Genomic DNA, 20093 nt, shown 5'->3' on the forward strand with positions numbered 1-20093 from the left:
CCTCAGTGAATGGAGTTGTCTTTTGCAAGCAACATTTCAAGCAGTTATCGAAAAGCTTAAGCAATCGGGTAAAACAGCAGTCTGGCAGGGCATCGGGCGTGGTATTGAGCGAGAAGCTTTGCGCATAAAAGAAAATGGAACGCTGGCACCAGGCGATCACCCGCAGGAGTTAGGGAAAACCCTGACTCACCCAACAATTACGACCGACTACTCAGAGAATCTGCTTGAGTTTATTACCCCAGTGGCAAGTAATATTGAAACCACACTGGAGCAGCTTCGTGATATTCACCGGGTAACTTATAAAGCCATTGGTGATGAGCTGTTATGGCCAATGAGCATGCCTTGTTATATCGGGTCTGATGAGGATATCCGTATTGCTAAGTATGGTGACTCTCACTCCGGGCGAATGAAAAGTCTTTATCGCCGCGGTTTAACCTATCGTTATGGCGCCACTATGCAAGTCATTGCCGGTGTGCACTACAATTTCTCGGTTTCCGATGAAATGTGGGAAGAGCTGGCTGCGATTGAAGGCGTTAGCAATAGCCAGGATTTTCGCACTAATCAATATTTTGCACTGATTCGTAACTTCAAGCGCATAGCCTGGGTTATTCCTTATTTGTTTGGAGCTTCTCCGGCTTTGTGTAAGTCGTTTTTCTGCCAGACCAATAATGAGGAAATACTGAACAAGTGGAATTTCGAGACCGTTGGTAAAGGAACCGTTTATCTTCCTTATGGTACGTCATTACGAATGAGTGATTTGGGTTATACCAACAAAGAACAGGCAACGCTTAAGATAACCTACAACTCTTTGCAGGAATACGTTTCAGGATTACGTAAAGCCATTACAACACCGTCTCAACAGTTTTCGAAAATTGGTGTAAAAGTAGGCGACGACTACCGTCAACTTAACGATAATATTTTGCAGATAGAAAATGAGTTTTACTCACCTATCCGCCCTAAACAAACCGCGCATGACGGCGAAACACCAAGTCAGGCTCTTGAGCGAGGCGGTGTAGAATATGTTGAAATCAGAGCTCTGGATGTAAATCCGTTTAGCGATGTTGGTATTACCGCTCAGCAAATGCATTTTCTTGATTTGATGTTGCTGTATTGTTTGTTGCAACCAAGTGAAGACATGAGCTGGGAACAACAGCAACAAGCTGATAAGAACTTTACTAAAGTGGTTATGCAGGGTCGGGATCCGCGCCTGAGTCTGCAACAAAATGGTATTGACCGTTTAATGGCCGACTGGTTAGAAGAGCTGTTTGCTGACTTTACTCCGCTGGCAAAAGCTTTAGATGATAGTGCAGGTGATAAACGCTACCAAAACCATTTAGCCGATCTCTATGAGTGGGTTTTGAACCCGGAACGAACGCTTTCAGGCCAGATTTTAGGACTGCTTAAAGAACAAAATAGAGACAACAGCAGTTTAGGCATGCAATTGGCTAAGCAATACCGTGAGCAGTCTAATAATGAGCCCCTAAGTTATTATGTGCAGAGTGACTTTACTAAATGGGCGCAAGAGTCGGAACAAGCTTTTGCAGACCGTTACAAACAAGACAATAAAGTTGACTTTGATACCTTTCTGGCAAATTATTTTAGTCATGCGGCAAAATCTGGTCAGGTATCTAACTGAAAGACATAAAAAAACGCAGCCCAAAAGGACTGCGTTAAACAAAACGTTCAGGGATGAACATGAATGCATTTTCTCAGTTACAACCTGTATTCAATTACTAAGAGTTTAATGAGTGAATAAAGTTCAATGGCAATAAAATATTTTTTTCCTATTCAGCCGAAACTGTTAACCAGTGCGCTGTTCATTGTGACGCTTAGCGGCTGCGCGACACCTCCACCGGCGAACCCGGAAAATGTCTGCCATATTTTTGAAGAGCATCGAGATTGGTATCACGCCGCTGCCGATGCACGTGAGCGTTGGGGAGTTCCCATTCATGTGCCAATGGCTATGATGTATCAGGAAAGCTCATTTAAGCATAATGCTCTGCCTCCGAGAGACTACCTGCTGGGCTTCATTCCCTGGGGAAGAGTCAGCTCAGCTTACGGCTATTCACAAGCTAAAACCATGACGTGGGAAGATTATCAACGAGAAACCGGTAATGGCTGGGCCAGTCGTGACGACTTTGAAGACGCGATTGACTTCATGGGTTGGTTTATTTCTAAAACGCACAAAATTAATGGCGTCTCAAAATGGGATGCTTATGGGCAATACCTTAATTATCACGAAGGTTGGGGTGGGTATCAGAGAAAATCTTATTTGAAGAAACCCTGGCTGGTTAAAGTATCCAGGGTAGTGAAAAGCCGCTCTATGACTTATGCCGCACAATTGAATAAATGCGAAGAAGATTTAAAACGCGGTTGGCTATGGCGATTGTTCTTTGGTTAATCATTAGATTGAACATCTGGTTTTCGGTAAAGCTTAGGCAAAACTCTGACTTGTTTGATCATGGTGTCGCCAATTTCGATGAGCTCTACCGGATAACCGCCTAAACGTAGCGACAATCTGGAGTCAGGGATATCACCAAATTGTTCAATAATCAGACCGCTTAAGGTTTTAGGCCCGTCTATTGGAAAGTCCCAATTCATTTCTTTGTTTAGCTCGCGTAAGTTAGCGGAACCGTCCACTAAGAAACTGCCATCGCTTTCCAGAGTAACGGATTCACTGGGAGCCGGCGCCATGGACGTAGTGAAATCACCGACAATTTCTTCAAGGATGTCTTCCAAAGTCACCAGACCCTGAATGTCGCCGTATTCGTCAACAACCAGGCCAATACGCTCTTTACGTCGTTGAAACTTTAATAGCTGAACATTCAGAGGTGTTCCTTCCGGAATAAAATAAGCGTCACGTGCAGCGCGGACTAAAATGGATTTATCGGCAGTAAACTGGTTTTTACTCATTAACCGCATAACATCGCGGGCGTGCAGGAATCCAATAGCATCGTCTATTTCATTTCGGTAAAGCAAAACGCGAGTGTGCTGGCCGTTTGATAGCTGTTTCACAATAGATTTCCAGTCGTCACTAATATCAATGCCGACAATCTCGTTGCGGGGGATCATGACATCCTCAACCGTGACTTTCTCAAGGTCTAGAATACTGACCAACATTTCCTGGTGCGAAGTCGGGATTAAGTTTCCGGCTTCGTTAACCACTGTGCGTAGCTCATCTGAACTCAAGGCGTCTGCCATTTGCGATTGTTTTGGGTTAACGCCCAGTAGTCGCATAAACGAATTGGTGATGAAGTTCATACCAATAACGATGGGGTACATGACTTTTAGTAGCGGCAGTAAAATAAAAGAGCTAGGGAATGAAATACGCTCAGGGTGCAGGGCGGCTATCGTTTTTGGGGTGACTTCTGAAAAAATGAGAATAATTAAGGTCAAACCTAACGTTGCGATAAGGATCCCAGCGTCACCAAACCAGCGTAGACAAAGTATGGTGGCAATAGCTGATGCACCGATATTGACCAGGTTATTTCCAATGAGAATTAAGCCTATCAACCGATCAGGACGATCAAGAAGATACTGGACACGTTTGGCACCCGGGTGATTATTTTGTACTAAGTGGCGCAGCCGATACCGGTTGATAGACATCATGCCAGTTTCGGAGCCAGAGAAGTATGCGGATAAAAATATCAGTACGGCTAAAATCACGAGCAACATGCCCGTCGATATCTCGTCCAACGCGTTATTCCTTAATTAAACTGTGAATGTGACAATGTAGAGTTCTCAGCGATGAAGTCAAGTACCATTCAGGATAAGAGAAAATCTTTCACGAAACGACTGCCAAAATAACCCAGTGTAAGCAAAGTGCTGGCAATAACCGTCAGTACAACAATAATGCGTCCACGTAACCCCGATGCGCGATGTAAAATTACCGCAATTAAATAGAGAAGAGCGGCTAGGCTAGTCAGAATAGTTTTGTGTGCTTGTTGCTGTGCAAACATATCGTCCAGAAATACAAAACCTGAGCCAAGCGCAATAAATAAAACAAAGGTGCCTAAAGCCAGAAGGTTGAAGAAATATTTTTCGACGGTCATTAACGGCGGTAGCTTGCTTAAAAGAATATGACCTTTTCTATTCTTAAGAACCCGGTTTAAGTAACTTGTCTGTAACGCGTAAAGAGTGGCTAAGGCTAAAATGCCGTAAGCAACCAATGACAAGGTAATATGAAAAACTAACCCATGCCCGGCACTAATATCAGCGCCCCAGTCAACCGGAGTGAAAACTAACAGCACGGTAGTCAGGGCTGAAAACAGATAAATAACAGGCTTTAGAAATAAATTACTGGCTTGATTATTTTTTAGCAAAGTCAGGGTGGCTATTAAAAAGGCCACAATAGCTAAACTTGACGAGACATTAATGTGATCGAAGTCGTCGTAAGAAAGTTGCAGCAGGATGAGCCAACCATGGGCGATGACTGCCAAGGCAGCAGGTACAATTTGGTAAGTTGGGTGAAGCGTTTTGTTTTTAAGTATATTTCGCAGAATAACAAAAGCGCTGGCGCTATAACCCAATAAGCTGATTAGCAACAATAAAGAGAGCATCACGCGCTCGAATTCCCTGATTCTGAGTTGTTCGTAGTCATGAGTATACGATGTCAGTCAGTTAAACCCAATACTTACGGGGCGAAACTTTCTTGCAAATCAGATATACTGCCCTCATTACTATTTCCGTCAGAAATCGCAATATAAGAGACGATCGACATGTTTGAGAATTTATCGGAACGTTTGTCGCAAACGCTGCATTCTATTGGCGGCCGGGGCCGACTGACCGAAGACAATATTAAAGAAACGTTACGCGAAGTTCGCATGGCTTTACTCGAAGCCGATGTTGCTTTGCCTGTGGTCAAAGACTTTATCGGTAAAGTGAAAGAGCGGGCTGTTGGCACCGAGGTGAACAAAAGTCTCACGCCGGGTCAGGTATTTGTAAAAATTGTTCAGTCTGAGCTTGAAGTGGCAATGGGCGAGGCCAATGCTCCGTTGCAGTTAAACACTCAGCCACCGGCCGTTATTTTAATGGCGGGTCTGCAAGGTGCGGGTAAAACCACCAGTGTGGGCAAACTGGCCAAATATCTAACTGAACGCCAGAAGAAGAAAGTTATGGTGGTCAGTGCCGATGTGTATCGTCCTGCGGCTATTAAGCAGTTGGAAACGCTTGCTGAGCAGGTTGGGGTTGAGTTTTTCCCTTCTACGACAGAGCAGAAGCCGGTTGATATTGCTAATGCCGCCATTGCCCAGGCTCGTAAACAGTTTATTGATGTAGTGTTAGTGGATACCGCTGGTCGTTTGGCCATTGACGAAGACATGATGCAGGAAATTCAGCAACTGCACTCAGCCATCAACCCAATTGAAACGCTGTTTGTGGTTGACGCTATGACCGGTCAGGATGCGGCGAATACGGCTAAAGCATTCAGTGAAGCTCTGCCGCTAACCGGTGTTATTCTGACTAAGACCGACGGTGATGCGCGCGGCGGTGCTGCCCTGTCTATTCGTCATATTACCGGTAAGCCCATTAAATTCCTGGGTGTTGGTGAGAAAAACGATGCGCTGGAACCGTTTCATCCAGACCGTGTAGCCTCCCGAATTCTCGGCATGGGCGATATGCTTTCTTTAATTGAGGAAGTTGAGCAAAAAGTCGATAAAGAAAAAGCTGAGAAGGTTGCAAAAAAAGTCATGAAAAAAGGCCAGTTTTCACTGGAGGATTTTCGTGACCAATTAGTTCAAATGCGGGAAATGGGCGGTATGATGGGATTGATGACCAAAATGCCGGGCATGGGTAAAATGACGGAACAAATGAAAGGTCAGATGGACGATAAAATGACCTTACGTATGGAAGCCATCATTAATTCGATGACCCCAAAAGAGCGGACCCGACCGGATGTCATTAAAGGCTCTCGTAAGCGTCGTATAGCGGCCGGCTCAGGTACACAGGTTCAGGACGTGAACAAATTACTTAAGCAATTTACCCAAATGCAGAAAATGATGAAAAAAATGAAAGGCGGCGGCATGCAAAAAATGATGCGCGGCATGGGTGGAAAGTTACCCCCGGGAATGTTCCCCGGGCGTTAGGAAAAAGCGCGTCAAGCTTGCATTTGCAGTAAAAATCAGTAGAATTGCCGAGCCTTCCGACTCTGTCGGAGGGCTTTGCTATTTTTTACATTTACAAAACAGTTATATTGAGGAACGCAATGGTAACCATTCGTTTACAACGTGGTGGCGCTAAAAAACGCCCCTTCTACCAAATGGTAGTTGCTGACAGTCGCAATGCACGCGACGGTCGTTTCATTGAGAAAGTAGGATTCTTTAACCCTGTAGCTCGTGGTCAGGAAGAAAAACTTCGTGTTGATGTTGACCGCATTGAGCACTGGGTAAGCAAAGGCGCTCAGTTATCTGATCGTGTTGCTAAACTTGTTAAAGATGCAAGCGCTGCGGCGTAAGCATTAATAGATTCAGGTAGGTAAATTAATGCAGCAATCAGAACAAATCGTCGTTGGTCGCCTTGGTGCGGTGTATGGCGTTAAAGGCTGGTTGAAAGTGCAGTCATTTACTGATGATCCAGAATCGATATTTGAATACAGCCCTTGGTTACTTAGCCAGAAAACTGAGCGCGAAATGAAAGTTGTCGAGTGGCGTCGCCACAACAACGGACTTATCGCCAGGTTAGAAGGTATATCCGATCGTGATGAGGCTGCATGCCTTACTGGTGCGGATATCTGCATTACTGCAGATGAGTTACCGGCATTAGCTGATGACGAGTTTTACTGGCGCGACCTTATTGGTATGCGTGTAGTAAACACTAAAGGCTATGATATGGGTGTGGTTGAACAAATTATGCCCACTGCATCGAACGATGTGTTGGTCGTAAAGGCAAACAGCAACGACGGGTTCGGAAAGTCTGAACGTTTAATTCCCTTTATTCAAAGTGAGTATGTCACTGAGGTTAATAAGGAAGAGAAGCGTATTCAGGTTGAGTGGCCGTCAGACTTTTGATGAGTAAACCATTGCAGGTTGGCATCATCAGTTTGTTTCCTGAAATGTTTGCTGCAGTCACCGACTATGGTGTGACTGGCAGAGCAATAAAGGAAGGTTTGCTGACAGTGAGTGTTTGGAATCCTCGTGATTTCACGCATGATCGCCACAGGACTGTTGATGACAGGCCTTATGGCGGTGGTCCGGGTATGCTGATGATGGTGCAGCCACTTGTGGATGCTATCAATGCAGCAAAAAAAAGCCTGGGTGAGGACACTCCTGTTATTTATTTGTCACCACAAGGGCAAAAACTTGATCACAGCGGAGTGCAGCAGCTCTCCAAAAATGATCGAATGATTTTGATTGCTGGCCGTTATGAAGGCATTGATGAACGCGTTATTAAGCAGTACGTCGATGCGGAATGGTCGATAGGGGATTACGTATTAAGCGGTGGTGAGTTACCGGCAATGGTGCTTATTGACGCGGTTTCACGATTAATTCCCGGGGTGTTGGGACACCAGGATTCAGCGGCAGAAGACTCTTTTGCCAGCGGGTTACTGGACTGCCCTCACTATACTCGACCGGAAATTTATAATGAACAGCAAGTGCCGCCGGTTTTATTAAGCGGTGATCATGAAAAGATACGTCGCTGGCGTTTACAGCAGTCTTTGGGTAAAACCTGGCTGCAACGACCAGAGTTAATTCATAGCCTAGCTCTGACTGACGAGCAGGAAGCATTGTTGAACGAGTTTATCGCGCAGCAATCATCCAGCGAATAAAGTACAGTTTATCTAGGATAGGAGATACGAAAATGGCAAAAGTTAGCCAAAACATCATTAAGGCTCTTGAAGAAGAGCAGATGAAACAAGATTTACCTGAGTTTGCACCAGGTGACACTGTTGTTGTAAATGTAAAAGTAAAAGAGGGTAACCGCGAACGTCTTCAGGCGTTTGAAGGTGTTGTTATCCGTGTTCGTAATCGCGGTCTGCATTCAGCGTTCACTGTACGTAAAGTATCGAACGGTGAAGGTGTAGAGCGTACTTTCCAAACGCACAGCCCATTAGTTGACAGCATCAAAGTCAAACGTCGTGGTGCGGTACGTCGCGCGAAACTGTACTACTTGCGTGAGCGTTCTGGTAAGTCTGCACGTATCCGCGAGAAGCTGTCTTAAGCTTTTAGCAAAAAAACGAAATAGCAAAGAAAAACCCAGCCTTGTGCTGGGTTTTTTGTTAGTGTTTTAAAAATGAAAGAAGATATAGAAATACTGACGCAGATTTTGACTGAGAACCTCAATACGCAGACTCACTGGACTGAGCTTGAGCTTATAGAGCGGCTGCAGTCTCAGCCCTATGAATTTTTTGACAAGGGCGCCTTGCGGGACCCCTTAACTCTGTTTCAAACGCATTTTTTATTGTTTCATTGTTTGTATAAATTACGTGAGCGCTGGCGTGAGCAGAAAAAGTATGAGCTTTTTATTCATACATTAAATATTGAATGCCAGCCCTGGCACAAAGGAACTTCTGCTTTATCTGAAAATGACCCATTGGCAGAGTACTACCTGGACTTAAATCAATTAAGTAGCACATCGGGAGCCGATGTCGAGTCAATGCTTGATGATTTTTGGCAACGTATGGGGCATTCTTCTGTAACGGTAGACATGCCAGTCGCAGAAGCCTGGCAGTTGATGGAAGTTGAACCGCCGGCCAGTCACGCATTTATTAAAAAGCAGTATCGAAAGTTAGTGCATAAATACCACCCGGATAAAGGTGGGAGTGTCGCTAAGATGCAAAAGATTCAAAAGGCGTATCGCTGTATTATTGGTGTCATTAAAGAGGAACAAAGTAGCCACCCATGAGTCAAGAACCGGACAAAAGACTATCAGAACTGCGAAATGCCATTGATGCGGCTGATAATGAGTTAATTGAAATTATTGCGCGTAGAGCGAAGCTAACGGCCGAAGTTGGTGAGGTTAAACGCTCATTGAAGCAGCCGCTTTATGTACCGGAGAGAGAACGCTCTTTAGTGAAGGCTCGCAGAGTAAAAGCAAAACAAGCCGGTTTGTCTGAGGACTTAATTGAAGACGTCGTGCGCCGCATTATTCGTGAGTCATATCGCACGCAAACATCCCAGGCGGCAGCTACCTCCAGCCATCTTGAACGACCCGTTTTTGTGTTTGGTGGCGAGGGCGCTCTGGGGGCACGTTTGGTTACTCAGTTAAGGCAAACAGGCTATCGGGTCATAACGATAGATAAAAACAATGAGTGGCCAACAGAGGATGAATTAAGTCAGGCACAGTTAGTACTCATGAGTGTGCCTGTTAATAAGACTGCTGAACTGATAAGGCGCTTACCGCCGTTGCCCGATGATTGTGTCTTAGCCGATGTGACCAGCATTAAGGCTGCCCCTTTAAATGCAATGCTGGAGCAGCATGACGGACCGGTTGTTGGGTTACATCCCATGTTCGGGCCATCGGTGCAGAACCTGGCAAAACAATTGGTTGTTGTTACTCATGGCAGGCAGCGGCAGCATTATCAGTGGCTGTTAGACCAATTTATTAACTGGGGAGCGCATTTACACGAGGTTGATGCAAATAAGCACGACGATGCTATGGGCTGGATACAGGCTATGCGCCATTTAAGTACTTTCGCTTATGGCGTTCATCTGGCATCAGAGCGGGTAGACATTAAGGAACTGTTAGAACTCAGCTCACCTATTTATAGGATGGAACTGATGATGATAGGTCGTTTGTTTGCTCAGAACGCAGAACTCTATGCTGATATCATCGCCGCAAATAAATCGCAGTTTTCCTCAATTAGACGTTATTTGCGTCGGTTCTCCGAGATACTCGATGATATAGAAAATGGTAAGAAAGGAGACTTTGTTCTTCTTTTCGAAGAAGTTAGTCAATATTTTGGTGAATTTTCTAATCAATTTTTGCAGGAAAGTGAATCTTTGGTGCAACTGGCGGATGACCAAAGATTCAAACACGAATAATGTTTATGGCAGATATTCCGACATGAGTTCACTGAGTGCCTCCGGAGAAACAGGCTTATGCAGCGTGGCGTCCATTCCCGCCTCACGGCAAGCGCTCATTTCGCTGGCACTTTGGTGACTGGTAATAGCAATAATCGGTGTTGTTTTATGCTTTTCGGTCCGTCGCAAATGCTGACAGACTTCAGCACCGGACATATCGGGCATTTCATAGTCGAGAAAGATAAGCTCGGGTCCCTGTTCTGCGAGGTTTAAAGCTTCCTCTCCTGTCATTGCGACAAGCAGGTCAACTTCAAAGCTAGCCAGCATCGCTTTTAACACTTCGATACTGATAAAATCATCGTCAGCAATAAGAACTTTACGCATAGTCACTACCTATTTGCCATAATTAATTATACCCTAGCACTTAGCTGTTTATATTCCCAGTTATTTGGAGCTAACAATATGAAACAGAAAGGAAATTCTATTAAAGTATGGGACAGCTTTATCCGGGTGTTCCATGGCTTACTCATTGTTTTTCTGGGAGGGCTCTGGTGGACCGTCGAAAACGGCCGGATGGAGCTGCATAAAGATATTGGAGTGGCGCTGTTGGCTCTACTTGTGGTCAGAATAGGTTGGGGCATTTTCGGTAGTGAGAATGCGCGTTTTCATGTTTTTCTGAAATCGCCAGCCGCAATTTTAAAGCATTTGAGAAGGTTGTTCAGTGGTACTTATGAAGCCGAAAATACGCACAGCGTAGCCGGTGGATGGGCGGTTGTTTTAATGCTGGCGTTGTTGTTAAGCCAGGTGATGACGGGGCTATTTTCAACAGACGGGATTTTGTTTTCCGGTCCATTATCAAACTGGTTGTCATCTGATGGGCAAAAAGCAGTAACCAGCTGGCATAAGAGTCAGTTTGACGTCATATTAGTGGTAATTGCCATCCATATTCTGGCCGTGGTTTTTTACCGCTTTAAAGGGACGCCTCTTATTGCGTCAATGGTACACGGTTACCGCATAACCAAACAGCAAGCCCCTAACCTAAAACCCGGTTGGCAGGGCATGATATTAGCGGTTGCTGTTTGGCTCGTTTTAATGTTGTTGCTTTAATCAGTCTTTATAATTGTCGTGACAACCTTTACAGGTTTTCGCGGCATCCATAAATACAGGTTTAATTGAGTCAATTGAACCTTGCTGGCTAACTTCAGAGAGTTTTGCTGCGTATTCCTGTAAGTCGTTAGCGCGCTGCTGAAAGTCTTCCCAGTTGTCCCAAATTGCGGTCAGTGCATCGGAGTTGTCTCCGGGCATAGCACCTTCAACGGCGAAGCCGGACCATGGAATGCTGGACATTTTTTCAAAGTCGTCGGCACGGCGTTGGAAGAAGTCAGCATTGTATTCAACTTCGCCTTTAACCATGGCTGCCATAGCGGCAAAATTCTGTTGCATAACGGACAGGGCCTTTTGGCGGTACTCTACGGCTTTATCGCCGTCGTTAAAGGCGTTTTCATCGGCAGAAACGTTAAACGAAAGGCCCATAAAGCCTGCTATAGCCGTTATTAATAATTGTTTTTTCATCGAAAACACTCCGGTTTGTTGAGTTCACTGATCGTTAATAATACACGATCTGTCGGTTAATACTTGTCACCTCTATATATAACAAAGTAACTTGTCTTATGGGACAACCAGACTAAAAATAAGTCAAAATGGGGAACAATTCATGAAAAAAGTGCATCAGCTCAGTGCTTTGACGTTAGCAGTAACGTCTGTACTGACCGCTTCGGTTGCGGCTGATCAAACCTCCCGGACTAACGGGATGCGAGATAACACGCCGAGTCTGACCGCGATACAAAACGCAACAATCATAACCGAACCAGGGAAGTCTATTGAGAACGCGACTCTGGTTATAGAAAATGGCACCGTCCAGTCTATTGAGCGCAATAATCGTGCGCCGGCCGGTGCAAAAGTCATTGACGGAACTGGTTACACTATTTATCCAGGCTTTATCGACCCTTACGGAAGCTACGGTATAAAAGCCAGCGCCGAGCAAGAACGTTCGGATGCGCCAATTTATAATAATGAACGTGAAGGTGGTAATGCGGCCAATGACGCTATCCACTCACAAAAGCGTTGGTTTAGTGAGTTTAAAACGAACTCCGACGATGCGAAAAAGTGGGTTTCACAAGGTTTTACCAGTGTTCAGTCTGCAAATCTGGATGGTATTTTCCAGGGGCGTGCCGTAACGGTTTCGCTTGCTGATAAAATACCGAACGATGTCATTTATCAAAGCGAAGCAAAACATTTCGGTTCTTTTGACAAAGGTTCATCGCAGCAACAATACCCTTCGTCTTTAATGGGCAGCATTGCGTTGGTTAGACAGACGCTTTCAGATGCTAATTGGTACGAAAATTCTTACGGTAAACAATCACACAACCAACCGGTTGAATTTAATGCGGCTCTGGATTCGTTGACGGGCATTGAAAGTACCGGAATCGTTTTTAAAGTCAGTGACGAAAAATCACTATTGCGAGCTGATGATGTTCTTGACCAATTTGACGTTCCTTCCATTTATGTCGGTTCAGGCTATGAGTATTCTCGTCTGGAAGCTGTGAAAAACGCGGGTAGTGATTTGATTCTGCCGCTAAACTTTCCGGCTGCACCAGAAGTGGGTGACGTCGACGGCCATCTGGATGTCGATTTAGCCAAACTGCGTCATTGGGAGCGCGCACCTTCTAACCCGGCAATGTTAGCTGAAGCTGGTGTTAACTTTGCGTTGACTCTGCATGACCTGGAGAAATCGGAAAGCTTCTGGCCTAACCTGCGTAAAGCCGTTAAGCATGGTTTAAGTGAAGACGAAGCTCTAGCCGCTTTAACAACGGTCCCGGCAAAAATTGCAGGTGTCGAAGACAAAGTGGGTAAGCTGGCACAAGGCTATATGGCCGACTTTGTCATGGTAAAAGGCGATTTGTTCGAAGACGGTACCATTCAGTCGGTCTGGTTACAGGGTGAAGAAAACGAACTGGTATCCAGAGATAAAGTCGACTTTGTTGGCACTTACACTATCGACTGGAATGATCGCGATGTTGAAATCTCGATTAAGCCAGGTCCAGTGCTTACTGGTGAAGTGAACGTTGGTGAGCAGTCTAGTGGGTTGCGTAATGTTCAGTCGGGCACTGAGTCTTTATCCTTTGTTGCTGACCTGGACATAGAGCCTGCGGGTAGCTGGCGCTTTAAGCTAGTGCCTGAGGCACAGCAAACATTTGCTGTAACGGCGGTTTCTCCAGCGGGTGAAGAAGTCACCTTACAGGCGCAGATGGATGCACCTGAAGGTGCCACTGAAACTCCAGAAGAAGATAGCCAGGTTGAATACGTCAGTGAGCTGACTTTCCCTAATGTTGCTTATGGCCTGGATGGCTTGCCAGAGCGTCAGGATGTGCTTATTCGCAACGTAACTGTATGGACAGCCACTGATGATGGCATTTTGGAAGAGACGGATGTCTTGGTCCGAAACGGTGAGTTTGCGGCTATAGGCTATAACCTGTCGGCTCCTTCCGGCGTCACAGAAATTGACGGTGCAGGCATGCATTTAACTCCGGGCATCATCGATGAGCATTCGCACATTGCTATAGAAGGTGGTGTGAACGAAGGTTCCGAGGCTGTGACTTCGGAGGTCAGAATTGGTGACGTGGTTAACCCGGACGATATTCACATCTATCGCTCGTTGGCCGGTGGTACAACTATGGCGCAATTGCTTCATGGTTCAGCCAACCCAATTGGGGGCCAGGCGCAGGTTATTAAACTACGCTGGGGTACCGACGCCAATATCATGAAGTTTGATGCTGCACCGGAGTCGATTAAATTCGCATTAGGTGAGAACGTTAAGCAGAGTAACTGGGGCGACAATATGACGGTTCGCTACCCACAAACTCGACTGGGTGTTGAGACTATCATGCGCGATGCTTTCCAGGCTGCACTTGAGTACCAGCAGCGTAAACAAGCTTATGACCGTATGAGCCGTTCGGAGCGTAATAAGGTTTCTGCTCCACGTCCGGACTATCGCCTGGATACGCTATTGGAGATTTTAAACAGTGAACGCTTTGTTCATGCTCACTCTTACGTTGCTTCAGAAATTCTGATGTTAATGGAAGTGGCTGAGGATTTTGGCTTCACGCTGGATACCTTCACCCACATTCTTGAAGGCTACAAAGTTGCTGATGAAATGGCTGCACATGGTGCCAGCGGTTCAACTTTTGCTGACTGGTGGGCGTATAAGTTTGAAGTTTACGACGCTATTCCACATAACGCGTGTTTGATGAAAGAGCGTGGTGTATTAACCAGTATTAACTCGGACAGCAACGACTTGCAGCGCCGTTTGAATACTGAAGCAGCTAAGTCAGTTCGTTACTGCGGTATGGAGCCACACGAAGCGCTGAAAATGGTGACGATTAACCCGGCCAAACAGCTAAAAGTTGATAACTATGTCGGCTCTATCGAAAAAGGCAAGCACGCCGACTTTGTTTTATGGAGTCATTATCCTTTAAGTGCGTATGCCCGCGCAGAGCAGACTTGGATAAATGGTCGTAAGTTCTTTGACCGTGAGCTGGACAAGCAACGTCAGCAAGCCGTTAAAGAAGAGAAAAACGCACTTATCCAGAAAGTTTTAGCAGCAGGTGATGATGCTAAGCAGGGTGCTAAAGATGGTTATAAACCGGAACAGCCAACCTGGCACTGTGATACTGAGCATGATTTTTGGCTGGATCACTTTACCGGTAAAGGGCATCAGCACGGAGGACAACACTAATGAATAAACTACTTACCACTGTTAGTGCCGCATTAGTTAGTGCGCTGACGCTGAATAGTGCAATGGCACATGATGAAGTTCCGGGTGAAAAGCAGCAGGCTCCTGTTGTGCTTCAGGGAGGAACTCTGCACACGGTATCTAATGGCGTACTAACCGACTCAGACTTAGTTTTCGAGAATGGGAAAATTACCGCTATTGGTCGTGATGTCAGTATTCCTCAAGGTGCCGAGGTTATTGATATTTCAGGAAAACACGTTTATCCGGGCGTTATTGCAATGGATACAACAATTGGTTTGAATGAAATTGAAGCGGTACGTGCTACACGAGATGCTCGCGAAGTGGGTGACATTCACCCGGAAGTAGCAGGGCACATTGCGTTTAACGCCGACTCGGAAATTATACCGACCGTACGTTATCACGGCATTACTCATGCTCAGGTAGCGCCTGAAGGCTCGCTTGTGGCTGGTCAGTCGTCGTTAATGCACCTCGATGGCTGGAATTACCAGGATGCGCTGGTTGCCGGTGAGCTGGGCGTACACATTTCCTGGCCACGGACATACGTTGTTAATACCTGGTGGGAACGTCGCTCTGCCGAAGAGCAGCGCAAAGCCAATGAAGAAAATCGGCAGAAGCTGATGAAAGTATTTGCCGATGCTAAAGCTTACTACGACGCCAAGCAGGCTGATCGTGCTATTGATTTAGACCAGCGCTGGGAAGCTATGCTGGGACTGTTTGATGGCAGTAAAAAGCTGTATGTTCATGCTGATGACAAGCGTCAGTTGGAGCAGGCCATTGATACCGCTCAGGAATATGGGTTTGACTTGGTCTTGATGGGCGCCAGAGATGCCTGGCGTATAGCCGATAAGCTTGCTGAACTGAATGTTCCGGTTGTTTTTGGCTCTCCATATGGTCTGCCAGGTCGTGACGATGAAGGTTATGATCAAGACTTTTCATCACCGGCTCGACTTGCAGAAGCGGGAGTGAACTTTGCGATTTCTTACCCTGGCTATTGGGACGTGCGTAATTTGCCTTTTGCGGCTGGTAATGCAGTCGCATTTGGTCTGGATCAGCAACAAGCGCTCGCGGCAATCACATTGAAACCTGCAGAGATTCTTGGGGTTGCGGATAAGCTGGGCTCACTGGAAGTCGGAAAAAGTGCCTCACTTAGCGTATCGGAAGGTGACTTACTGGACCCTATTGGGCAAAAGTTAACGCACCTTTATATTGACGGACGCAAAGTGAGCTTAAGTAGCCGCCATACCGAACTCTACGAGAAGTATCGCCAGAAACCATCTGAATAAAGACAATGTTTTAGTTAGGCAAACAAAAAAGCCCCTGTCATTCATGACAGGGGCTTTTCATTTCAGACATCCTAACTTAGCTATTTAGCAAGCGCGCTATAAGAGCTCTTAGCGTTGCTGGTTCAAATGGCTTATCCGTCAGGGCATCAACGCCACTTTGCTTCACATTGGCTAGTTGAGGCTCATTGGCGCGGGCTGTAACCATGAGTACCGGTGTATGAGCATGTGCTGAGCTGTTACGAATGTATTGCGTTAGTTCGCTACCGTTCACTTGTGGCATATGAAAGTCGGTGACAATTAAATCAAACTGGTGTTCTGCCAGAATATCAATGGCCTGTTGTCCGTTTTCCGCTTCGACAAAGCTTTCAACACCAAGGTTTTCAAATACGCGGCGCAGAACATGCCGCGAGGTCATACTGTCGTCCACAATTAACACTCTTAAGTCTTCTATATCATAGAGCTCAAGGTGCAGTGGTTCCGGCTCCATCATATCCATGGTGGCGGTTATGGCGCGTTGCAGCTGGTCCGGCGTAAAAGGTTTGGGTAAAATGGCAATAATACCTGCTTGTTTGAACTGTTCGAGTTGATCCGCACGATGTTCAGATGACACCAACATAAAATGTAAGGTATCTTTTAAATCCTTAGCGTTAATAAACTGAATCAGCTCATGCGCGGTACCGTCGGAAAAATACATAGCACTGGTAACAATATCAGGTTGCCAACGAAGTATTCCTTCTTTGGCTTCTGCAATGGTTGAAGCGCCGCGGGTATGCTGAATACCTGCTTGATTCAGGTGTTGAGTAATGACTTTTCGTTGCACATCGGATGGTTCGATGAGCAAAATACGCAGTTCGTCGAAGGCTATAGCCATAATAAAATAACTAGGATTTATTGTGTCCGAAAGAGTAGGGTATTCAGCAGATAAACTCAATCAGAAAATCTGTGTTAAGCTCATTAAAAAAAGGGGGAAGTATGAGCGTTAGTCGCGATTTTTCAAATGATGGTAAGCAGTTAGTTATTGCCATAAAAGGTAAATTTGATTTTAGTCTGGTTCAGGAGTTTCGCCAGGCCTACAGTCATATTGGTGATTCCCAACCCACGGTTATTATTGATTTGAGGGAAACGGATTATTTAGACAGTTCTGCGCTGGGCATGTTGCTTAATATGCGTAAATCTTTAGGTAGTAGTGTCAAAGGTATTCAGCTAGTGAATGCGAAGCCTGACGTACGCCGTATTCTCGATATTTCACGCTTTGATAAGATGTTTGTTATCGCTTAATGAAGGTTTTAATTGTTGATGACCAACCCGCAAACCAAGTCATGTTAAGCGGGTTAATTAAGCGTTTTGGTCATCAGGTAAGGTGCGCTTCAAACGGCATTGAGGCAATAGATGTTTTTTCTGATCTGGAGCCGGACGTCGTGTTGCTGGACGTTATGATGCCTATTATGGATGGGTTTGAAACCGCACCCTGTTTAAAGGCTTTGAGTGGCGATGTTCATTTACCTATTTTATTTATTACCGCTCTGGATGATCAGGAAACCTTGCTGAAGTGTCTGGAAGCAGGTGGCGATGACTTCATTAGCGTGCCTTTCGAACCCGTGGTATTGCAGGCTAAGCTGAACGCTCACGCACGGGTTCGTGAACTCAGTCATTCATTAAAAGGAAAAAATGAAGCGCTGGCTTATCACTCAAACCGTATGGAGCGCGAGCAAAATGTTGTCAGTCATATGCTGGCGAATGCTTTGCAGGAAAATGAAACACAATATCCTTTCCTGAAAACCTATCTGGCGCCTGCCAGCGAGTTCAATGGCGACTTAGTTCTGACTAAAGCCGGGCCCTTAGGCAACTTCTACCTTTTTGTTGGTGACTTTACCGGGCACGGATTGGCACCGGCTACAGGGGCTCTTCCCGTTTCTCAAACCTTTTTTGATTTGGCTGATAAAGGCCTTTCAATAGCCAATATGGTTGAAGAGTTTAACCGTAAGCTGGTTAAACTCTTACCTGACGATATGTTTTGTGCTGCCTTCGTTGCGGAGTTATCGGCAAATGGGGAGCGCCTTACCTATTGGAACGGCGGGATTCCCGACGCTCTTTTGATTAATGAAGCTGGTCAGGTTGAAAACCGTTTGGTGCCGGAACATATGGCGTTAGGTATTTTGCCTCCTGAAGAATTTAGCAGTCAGGTCAGCCACTGCTTTATTGGGAAGGGCACCCGTCTTATTACTTATACGGATGGTGTTGTCGAAATGACAAACCAGGACGATCAAAGGTTGACTGAGGATGGGTTTGAAGAATTATTGCGGCGCTATGCGCGCAAACGCGATTTTGAGGGGCTGGTAACGGCTTTACAAAAGTTCCAGCAAGGTCAGGAGCAGTTTGATGATGTTTCATTGGTGTGCCTGGATTGTGCGCCAACAAATTTGGCAGTCATAAGACCTGATACAAATGTGACGCATCTGCCTTTTCGGTTGGTAGTCTATTTAAAAGAAGATGAAATTAGAGGGCGCGATCCAATTATTAAGCTGGTCGATTCGTTGAGCCATCTGGAAGGTATCCGGGCACATAAAACAACTTTATACTTATTGCTGGCCGAAGCCTTCAATAACACTCTGGAGCACAGTTTTCTTCAACTTGACTCTGAAATAAAACAGACAGGTCAGGGCTTTGATGAGTACTACCGGGCGCGTGAAGAGCGACTGGCAGAGTTGGAAGGAGTAGAGATAGAAATTGATATCGAGTATCGGCCAAAGAGCAGCCTGTTGTCTTTTAGCCTGTCCTCTAACAGCGAAAACGGTTTCAATGAATCTGTAAATGATACAGAAGAAGATGAGTCGCTGGCTTTCGGACGAGGATTACAGCTTATCAGGAACTTTTCGAGTCACGTCGAGTGGCGCGACAATGGGCGCTGCTTGTATATTGAATATGATCTTAGCCTCCCGAGCGCTTGACCTTGTAACCCTCTTTTTTCAACCAGCTTTCAATACTGTCCCTTTGGTCGCCCTGTAACTCAATTTCATACTCTTTAACTGCGCCACCAACACCGCAAAGCTGTTTTAATTTTTTTGCGATGCTTTTTAATTCTGCCTGGGGTTTGTTCAGTCCGTTGACAATAGTCACCCCTTTGCCTTTACGACCTTTAGTTTCCCGTCGCAGGCGCACAATACCGTCGCCTTCTGGAACACTTTCGGGTTCTGGTTCCGGATCAATTCGGCCTGAATCTGTTGAATATACTACTTGGCTTAATTGGTCTTTCCAGTCTGGCATGCCATTTACCACTTCTTCTTCGGTTGAAACAGTTCTTCTAAATCGTCTTCTTTTTTGTGTCTTTCTTTGTCTCGTGCGTGAGCATCTTTCAGTTCCTGAGCTATTTGCTCCAGCGCCTGTTTTATTGATTGCTGCCGCGAGGTTGTGTAATCATCACTGAAGTTCTGGTCTTCAATGGTGCGTAAAGCCTTCTCATAATACTGACGAGCAGAGCCCAACATTTGACTTTCATAGGCGTGGCGGCCTCTACGTATAAGAGTTTCAATACTGATTTTTAACTGCAACTTGGTTAAACGCTGATCTTCGACACTAAAGACATTGCTGTCAACTCGGCCCCGGGAATGCTCACTTCTCAGTGTTGCTCTTAAGCGTTTGAGCCCGTTTATCATGGCAATAATTTGCTTATTGTTTTGCGGAATCTCAAAGTCCTCACTAATAAGAGAGGTATCGTTGCGGTCGACGCTTTGAATGCGCTCTTCGTAATCCTTTATCCGTGCCTGGTAGTCCTTTGACGGGGACACGCTGTTCATATTCTTGAGCACTTCATAAGCGCGACTATTTAACACCGCCAGCATCGACTTACCAATAGGGAAAAAGCTCGACATGTGGATGAGGTCTTCGATTTGCTCAAGCGAGCTTCTCAAACGCGCCATTTTCTTGCGCCGTTCCAGCTCCAAACGTTGCTTATGTTGCTGCACCGCACCGACAACAATTGCCAGTATTATCAGTAATATAATCAGTGCGATAACAATGGTGTAAATCATATTACGCTCATTA

21 protein-coding genes are annotated in these 20093 nt (G+C 45.6%); 14 read left to right on the forward strand and 7 right to left on the reverse strand.

Annotated elements, in window-relative coordinates; translation table 11 throughout:
* Positions 1-22: 22 nt before the first annotated feature.
* Positions 23-1636: a glutamate--cysteine ligase gene (gshA, locus tag ACP7FG_RS11175; protein WP_439226415.1), complete on the forward strand. Its 1614-nt coding sequence runs from the start codon at positions 23-25 to the stop codon at positions 1634-1636.
* A 126-nt stretch (positions 1637-1762) separates the two neighbouring features.
* Positions 1763-2401, forward strand: a complete 639-nt coding sequence (locus ACP7FG_RS11180) for a hypothetical protein (protein ID WP_054488398.1) — start codon at positions 1763-1765, stop codon at positions 2399-2401.
* On the opposite strand, the gene ACP7FG_RS11185 is transcribed toward ACP7FG_RS11180, so the two are convergent.
* Entirely contained in the window at positions 2398-3696 is a 1299-nt protein-coding gene (locus ACP7FG_RS11185; RefSeq protein WP_054488396.1) for an HlyC/CorC family transporter, read from the reverse strand. The two genes, ACP7FG_RS11180 and ACP7FG_RS11185, sit on opposite strands and share 4 nt — an antisense overlap.
* A 68-nt stretch (positions 3697-3764) precedes the next feature.
* The gene (locus ACP7FG_RS11190) at positions 3765-4559 is read right to left on the reverse strand and encodes a cytochrome C assembly family protein (protein WP_416511468.1); all 795 of its coding nucleotides are present in this window, start codon (positions 4557-4559) and stop codon (positions 3765-3767) included.
* A 159-nt stretch (positions 4560-4718) separates the two neighbouring features.
* Between ACP7FG_RS11190 and ffh the strand changes: the two genes are divergently transcribed.
* The 7 genes from ffh to tyrA all read left to right on the forward strand — a co-directional run bounded on the left by ffh (position 4719) and on the right by tyrA (position 9977).
* The gene (gene ffh, locus ACP7FG_RS11195) at positions 4719-6083 is read left to right on the forward strand and encodes a signal recognition particle protein (protein ID WP_439226416.1); all 1365 of its coding nucleotides are present in this window, start codon (positions 4719-4721) and stop codon (positions 6081-6083) included.
* A 119-nt stretch (positions 6084-6202) separates the two neighbouring features.
* The gene (gene rpsP / locus ACP7FG_RS11200; RefSeq protein ID WP_011234962.1) at positions 6203-6451 is read left to right on the forward strand and encodes a 30S ribosomal protein S16; all 249 of its coding nucleotides are present in this window, start codon (positions 6203-6205) and stop codon (positions 6449-6451) included.
* Between the two features lie 28 nt (positions 6452-6479).
* Entirely contained in the window at positions 6480-7004 is a 525-nt protein-coding gene (gene rimM, locus ACP7FG_RS11205) for a ribosome maturation factor RimM (protein ID WP_439226417.1), read from the forward strand.
* An 11-nt stretch (positions 7005-7015) separates the two neighbouring features.
* Positions 7016-7762: a tRNA (guanosine(37)-N1)-methyltransferase TrmD gene (trmD, locus tag ACP7FG_RS11210; RefSeq protein WP_278358834.1), complete on the forward strand. Its 747-nt coding sequence runs from the start codon at positions 7016-7018 to the stop codon at positions 7760-7762.
* Between the two features lie 32 nt (positions 7763-7794).
* Positions 7795-8154: a 50S ribosomal protein L19 gene (rplS, locus tag ACP7FG_RS11215; RefSeq protein WP_054488388.1), complete on the forward strand. Its 360-nt coding sequence runs from the start codon at positions 7795-7797 to the stop codon at positions 8152-8154.
* A 72-nt stretch (positions 8155-8226) separates the two neighbouring features.
* The gene (locus ACP7FG_RS11220; RefSeq protein WP_439226418.1) at positions 8227-8838 is read left to right on the forward strand and encodes a DNA-J related domain-containing protein; all 612 of its coding nucleotides are present in this window, start codon (positions 8227-8229) and stop codon (positions 8836-8838) included.
* Positions 8835-9977: a bifunctional chorismate mutase/prephenate dehydrogenase gene (gene tyrA / locus ACP7FG_RS11225; RefSeq protein ID WP_439226419.1), complete on the forward strand. Its 1143-nt coding sequence runs from the start codon at positions 8835-8837 to the stop codon at positions 9975-9977. Before ACP7FG_RS11220 ends, tyrA begins: the two co-directional genes overlap by 4 nt.
* 3 nt (positions 9978-9980) lie before the next feature.
* Here tyrA and ACP7FG_RS11230 read toward each other — a convergent pair whose 3' ends face one another.
* Complete coding sequence (locus tag ACP7FG_RS11230; RefSeq protein ID WP_199494633.1) at positions 9981-10340, reverse strand: response regulator; 360 nt, start codon at positions 10338-10340, stop codon at positions 9981-9983.
* A gap of 78 nt (positions 10341-10418) precedes the next feature.
* Here ACP7FG_RS11230 and ACP7FG_RS11235 point away from each other — a divergent pair, with 78 nt between their 5' ends.
* Positions 10419-11063: a cytochrome b/b6 domain-containing protein gene (locus ACP7FG_RS11235; protein ID WP_278356501.1), complete on the forward strand. Its 645-nt coding sequence runs from the start codon at positions 10419-10421 to the stop codon at positions 11061-11063.
* On the opposite strand, the gene ACP7FG_RS11240 is transcribed toward ACP7FG_RS11235, so the two are convergent.
* The gene (locus ACP7FG_RS11240; RefSeq protein ID WP_199494634.1) at positions 11064-11528 is read right to left on the reverse strand and encodes a c-type cytochrome; all 465 of its coding nucleotides are present in this window, start codon (positions 11526-11528) and stop codon (positions 11064-11066) included. It abuts the gene before it with no gap.
* 142 nt (positions 11529-11670) lie between these two features.
* Between ACP7FG_RS11240 and ACP7FG_RS11245 the strand changes: the two genes are divergently transcribed.
* Together ACP7FG_RS11245 and ACP7FG_RS11250 are read left to right on the forward strand one after the other, a co-directional pair.
* Positions 11671-14751: an amidohydrolase family protein gene (locus ACP7FG_RS11245; RefSeq protein WP_439226420.1), complete on the forward strand. Its 3081-nt coding sequence runs from the start codon at positions 11671-11673 to the stop codon at positions 14749-14751.
* Positions 14751-16052: an amidohydrolase family protein gene (locus ACP7FG_RS11250; protein ID WP_278356502.1), complete on the forward strand. Its 1302-nt coding sequence runs from the start codon at positions 14751-14753 to the stop codon at positions 16050-16052. The genes ACP7FG_RS11245 and ACP7FG_RS11250 overlap by 1 nt, the downstream gene beginning before the upstream one ends.
* Before the next feature lie 76 nt (positions 16053-16128).
* Here ACP7FG_RS11250 and ACP7FG_RS11255 read toward each other — a convergent pair whose 3' ends face one another.
* Complete coding sequence (locus ACP7FG_RS11255) at positions 16129-16923, reverse strand: response regulator (RefSeq protein ID WP_439226421.1); 795 nt, start codon at positions 16921-16923, stop codon at positions 16129-16131.
* A 101-nt stretch (positions 16924-17024) separates the two neighbouring features.
* Between ACP7FG_RS11255 and ACP7FG_RS11260 the strand changes: the two genes are divergently transcribed.
* Entirely contained in the window at positions 17025-17330 is a 306-nt protein-coding gene (locus ACP7FG_RS11260) for an STAS domain-containing protein (RefSeq protein WP_126779991.1), read from the forward strand.
* Positions 17330-19000 (forward strand): PP2C family protein-serine/threonine phosphatase, encoded by a 1671-nt coding sequence (locus ACP7FG_RS11265; protein WP_439226422.1) that lies wholly within the window; start codon positions 17330-17332, stop codon positions 18998-19000. Before ACP7FG_RS11260 ends, ACP7FG_RS11265 begins: the two co-directional genes overlap by 1 nt.
* Here the strand turns inward: ACP7FG_RS11265 and yciH are convergent.
* Together yciH and ACP7FG_RS11275 are read right to left on the reverse strand one after the other, a co-directional pair.
* Positions 18981-19316 carry a stress response translation initiation inhibitor YciH gene (yciH, locus tag ACP7FG_RS11270; protein WP_054488366.1) on the reverse strand — a complete coding sequence of 112 codons (336 nt, stop codon included), beginning with the start codon at positions 19314-19316 and terminating at the stop codon, positions 18981-18983. The genes ACP7FG_RS11265 and yciH overlap by 20 nt on opposite strands.
* A 5-nt stretch (positions 19317-19321) precedes the next feature.
* Positions 19322-20080 (reverse strand): hypothetical protein, encoded by a 759-nt coding sequence (locus tag ACP7FG_RS11275; protein WP_199494159.1) that lies wholly within the window; start codon positions 20078-20080, stop codon positions 19322-19324.
* Positions 20081-20093 lie beyond the last annotated feature (13 nt).

The sequence above is a fragment of the Idiomarina sp. ST10R2A5 genome (assembly GCF_051842325.1).
In the GTDB taxonomy this organism is placed as follows: Bacteria; Pseudomonadota; Gammaproteobacteria; order Enterobacterales; family Alteromonadaceae; genus Idiomarina; species Idiomarina abyssalis.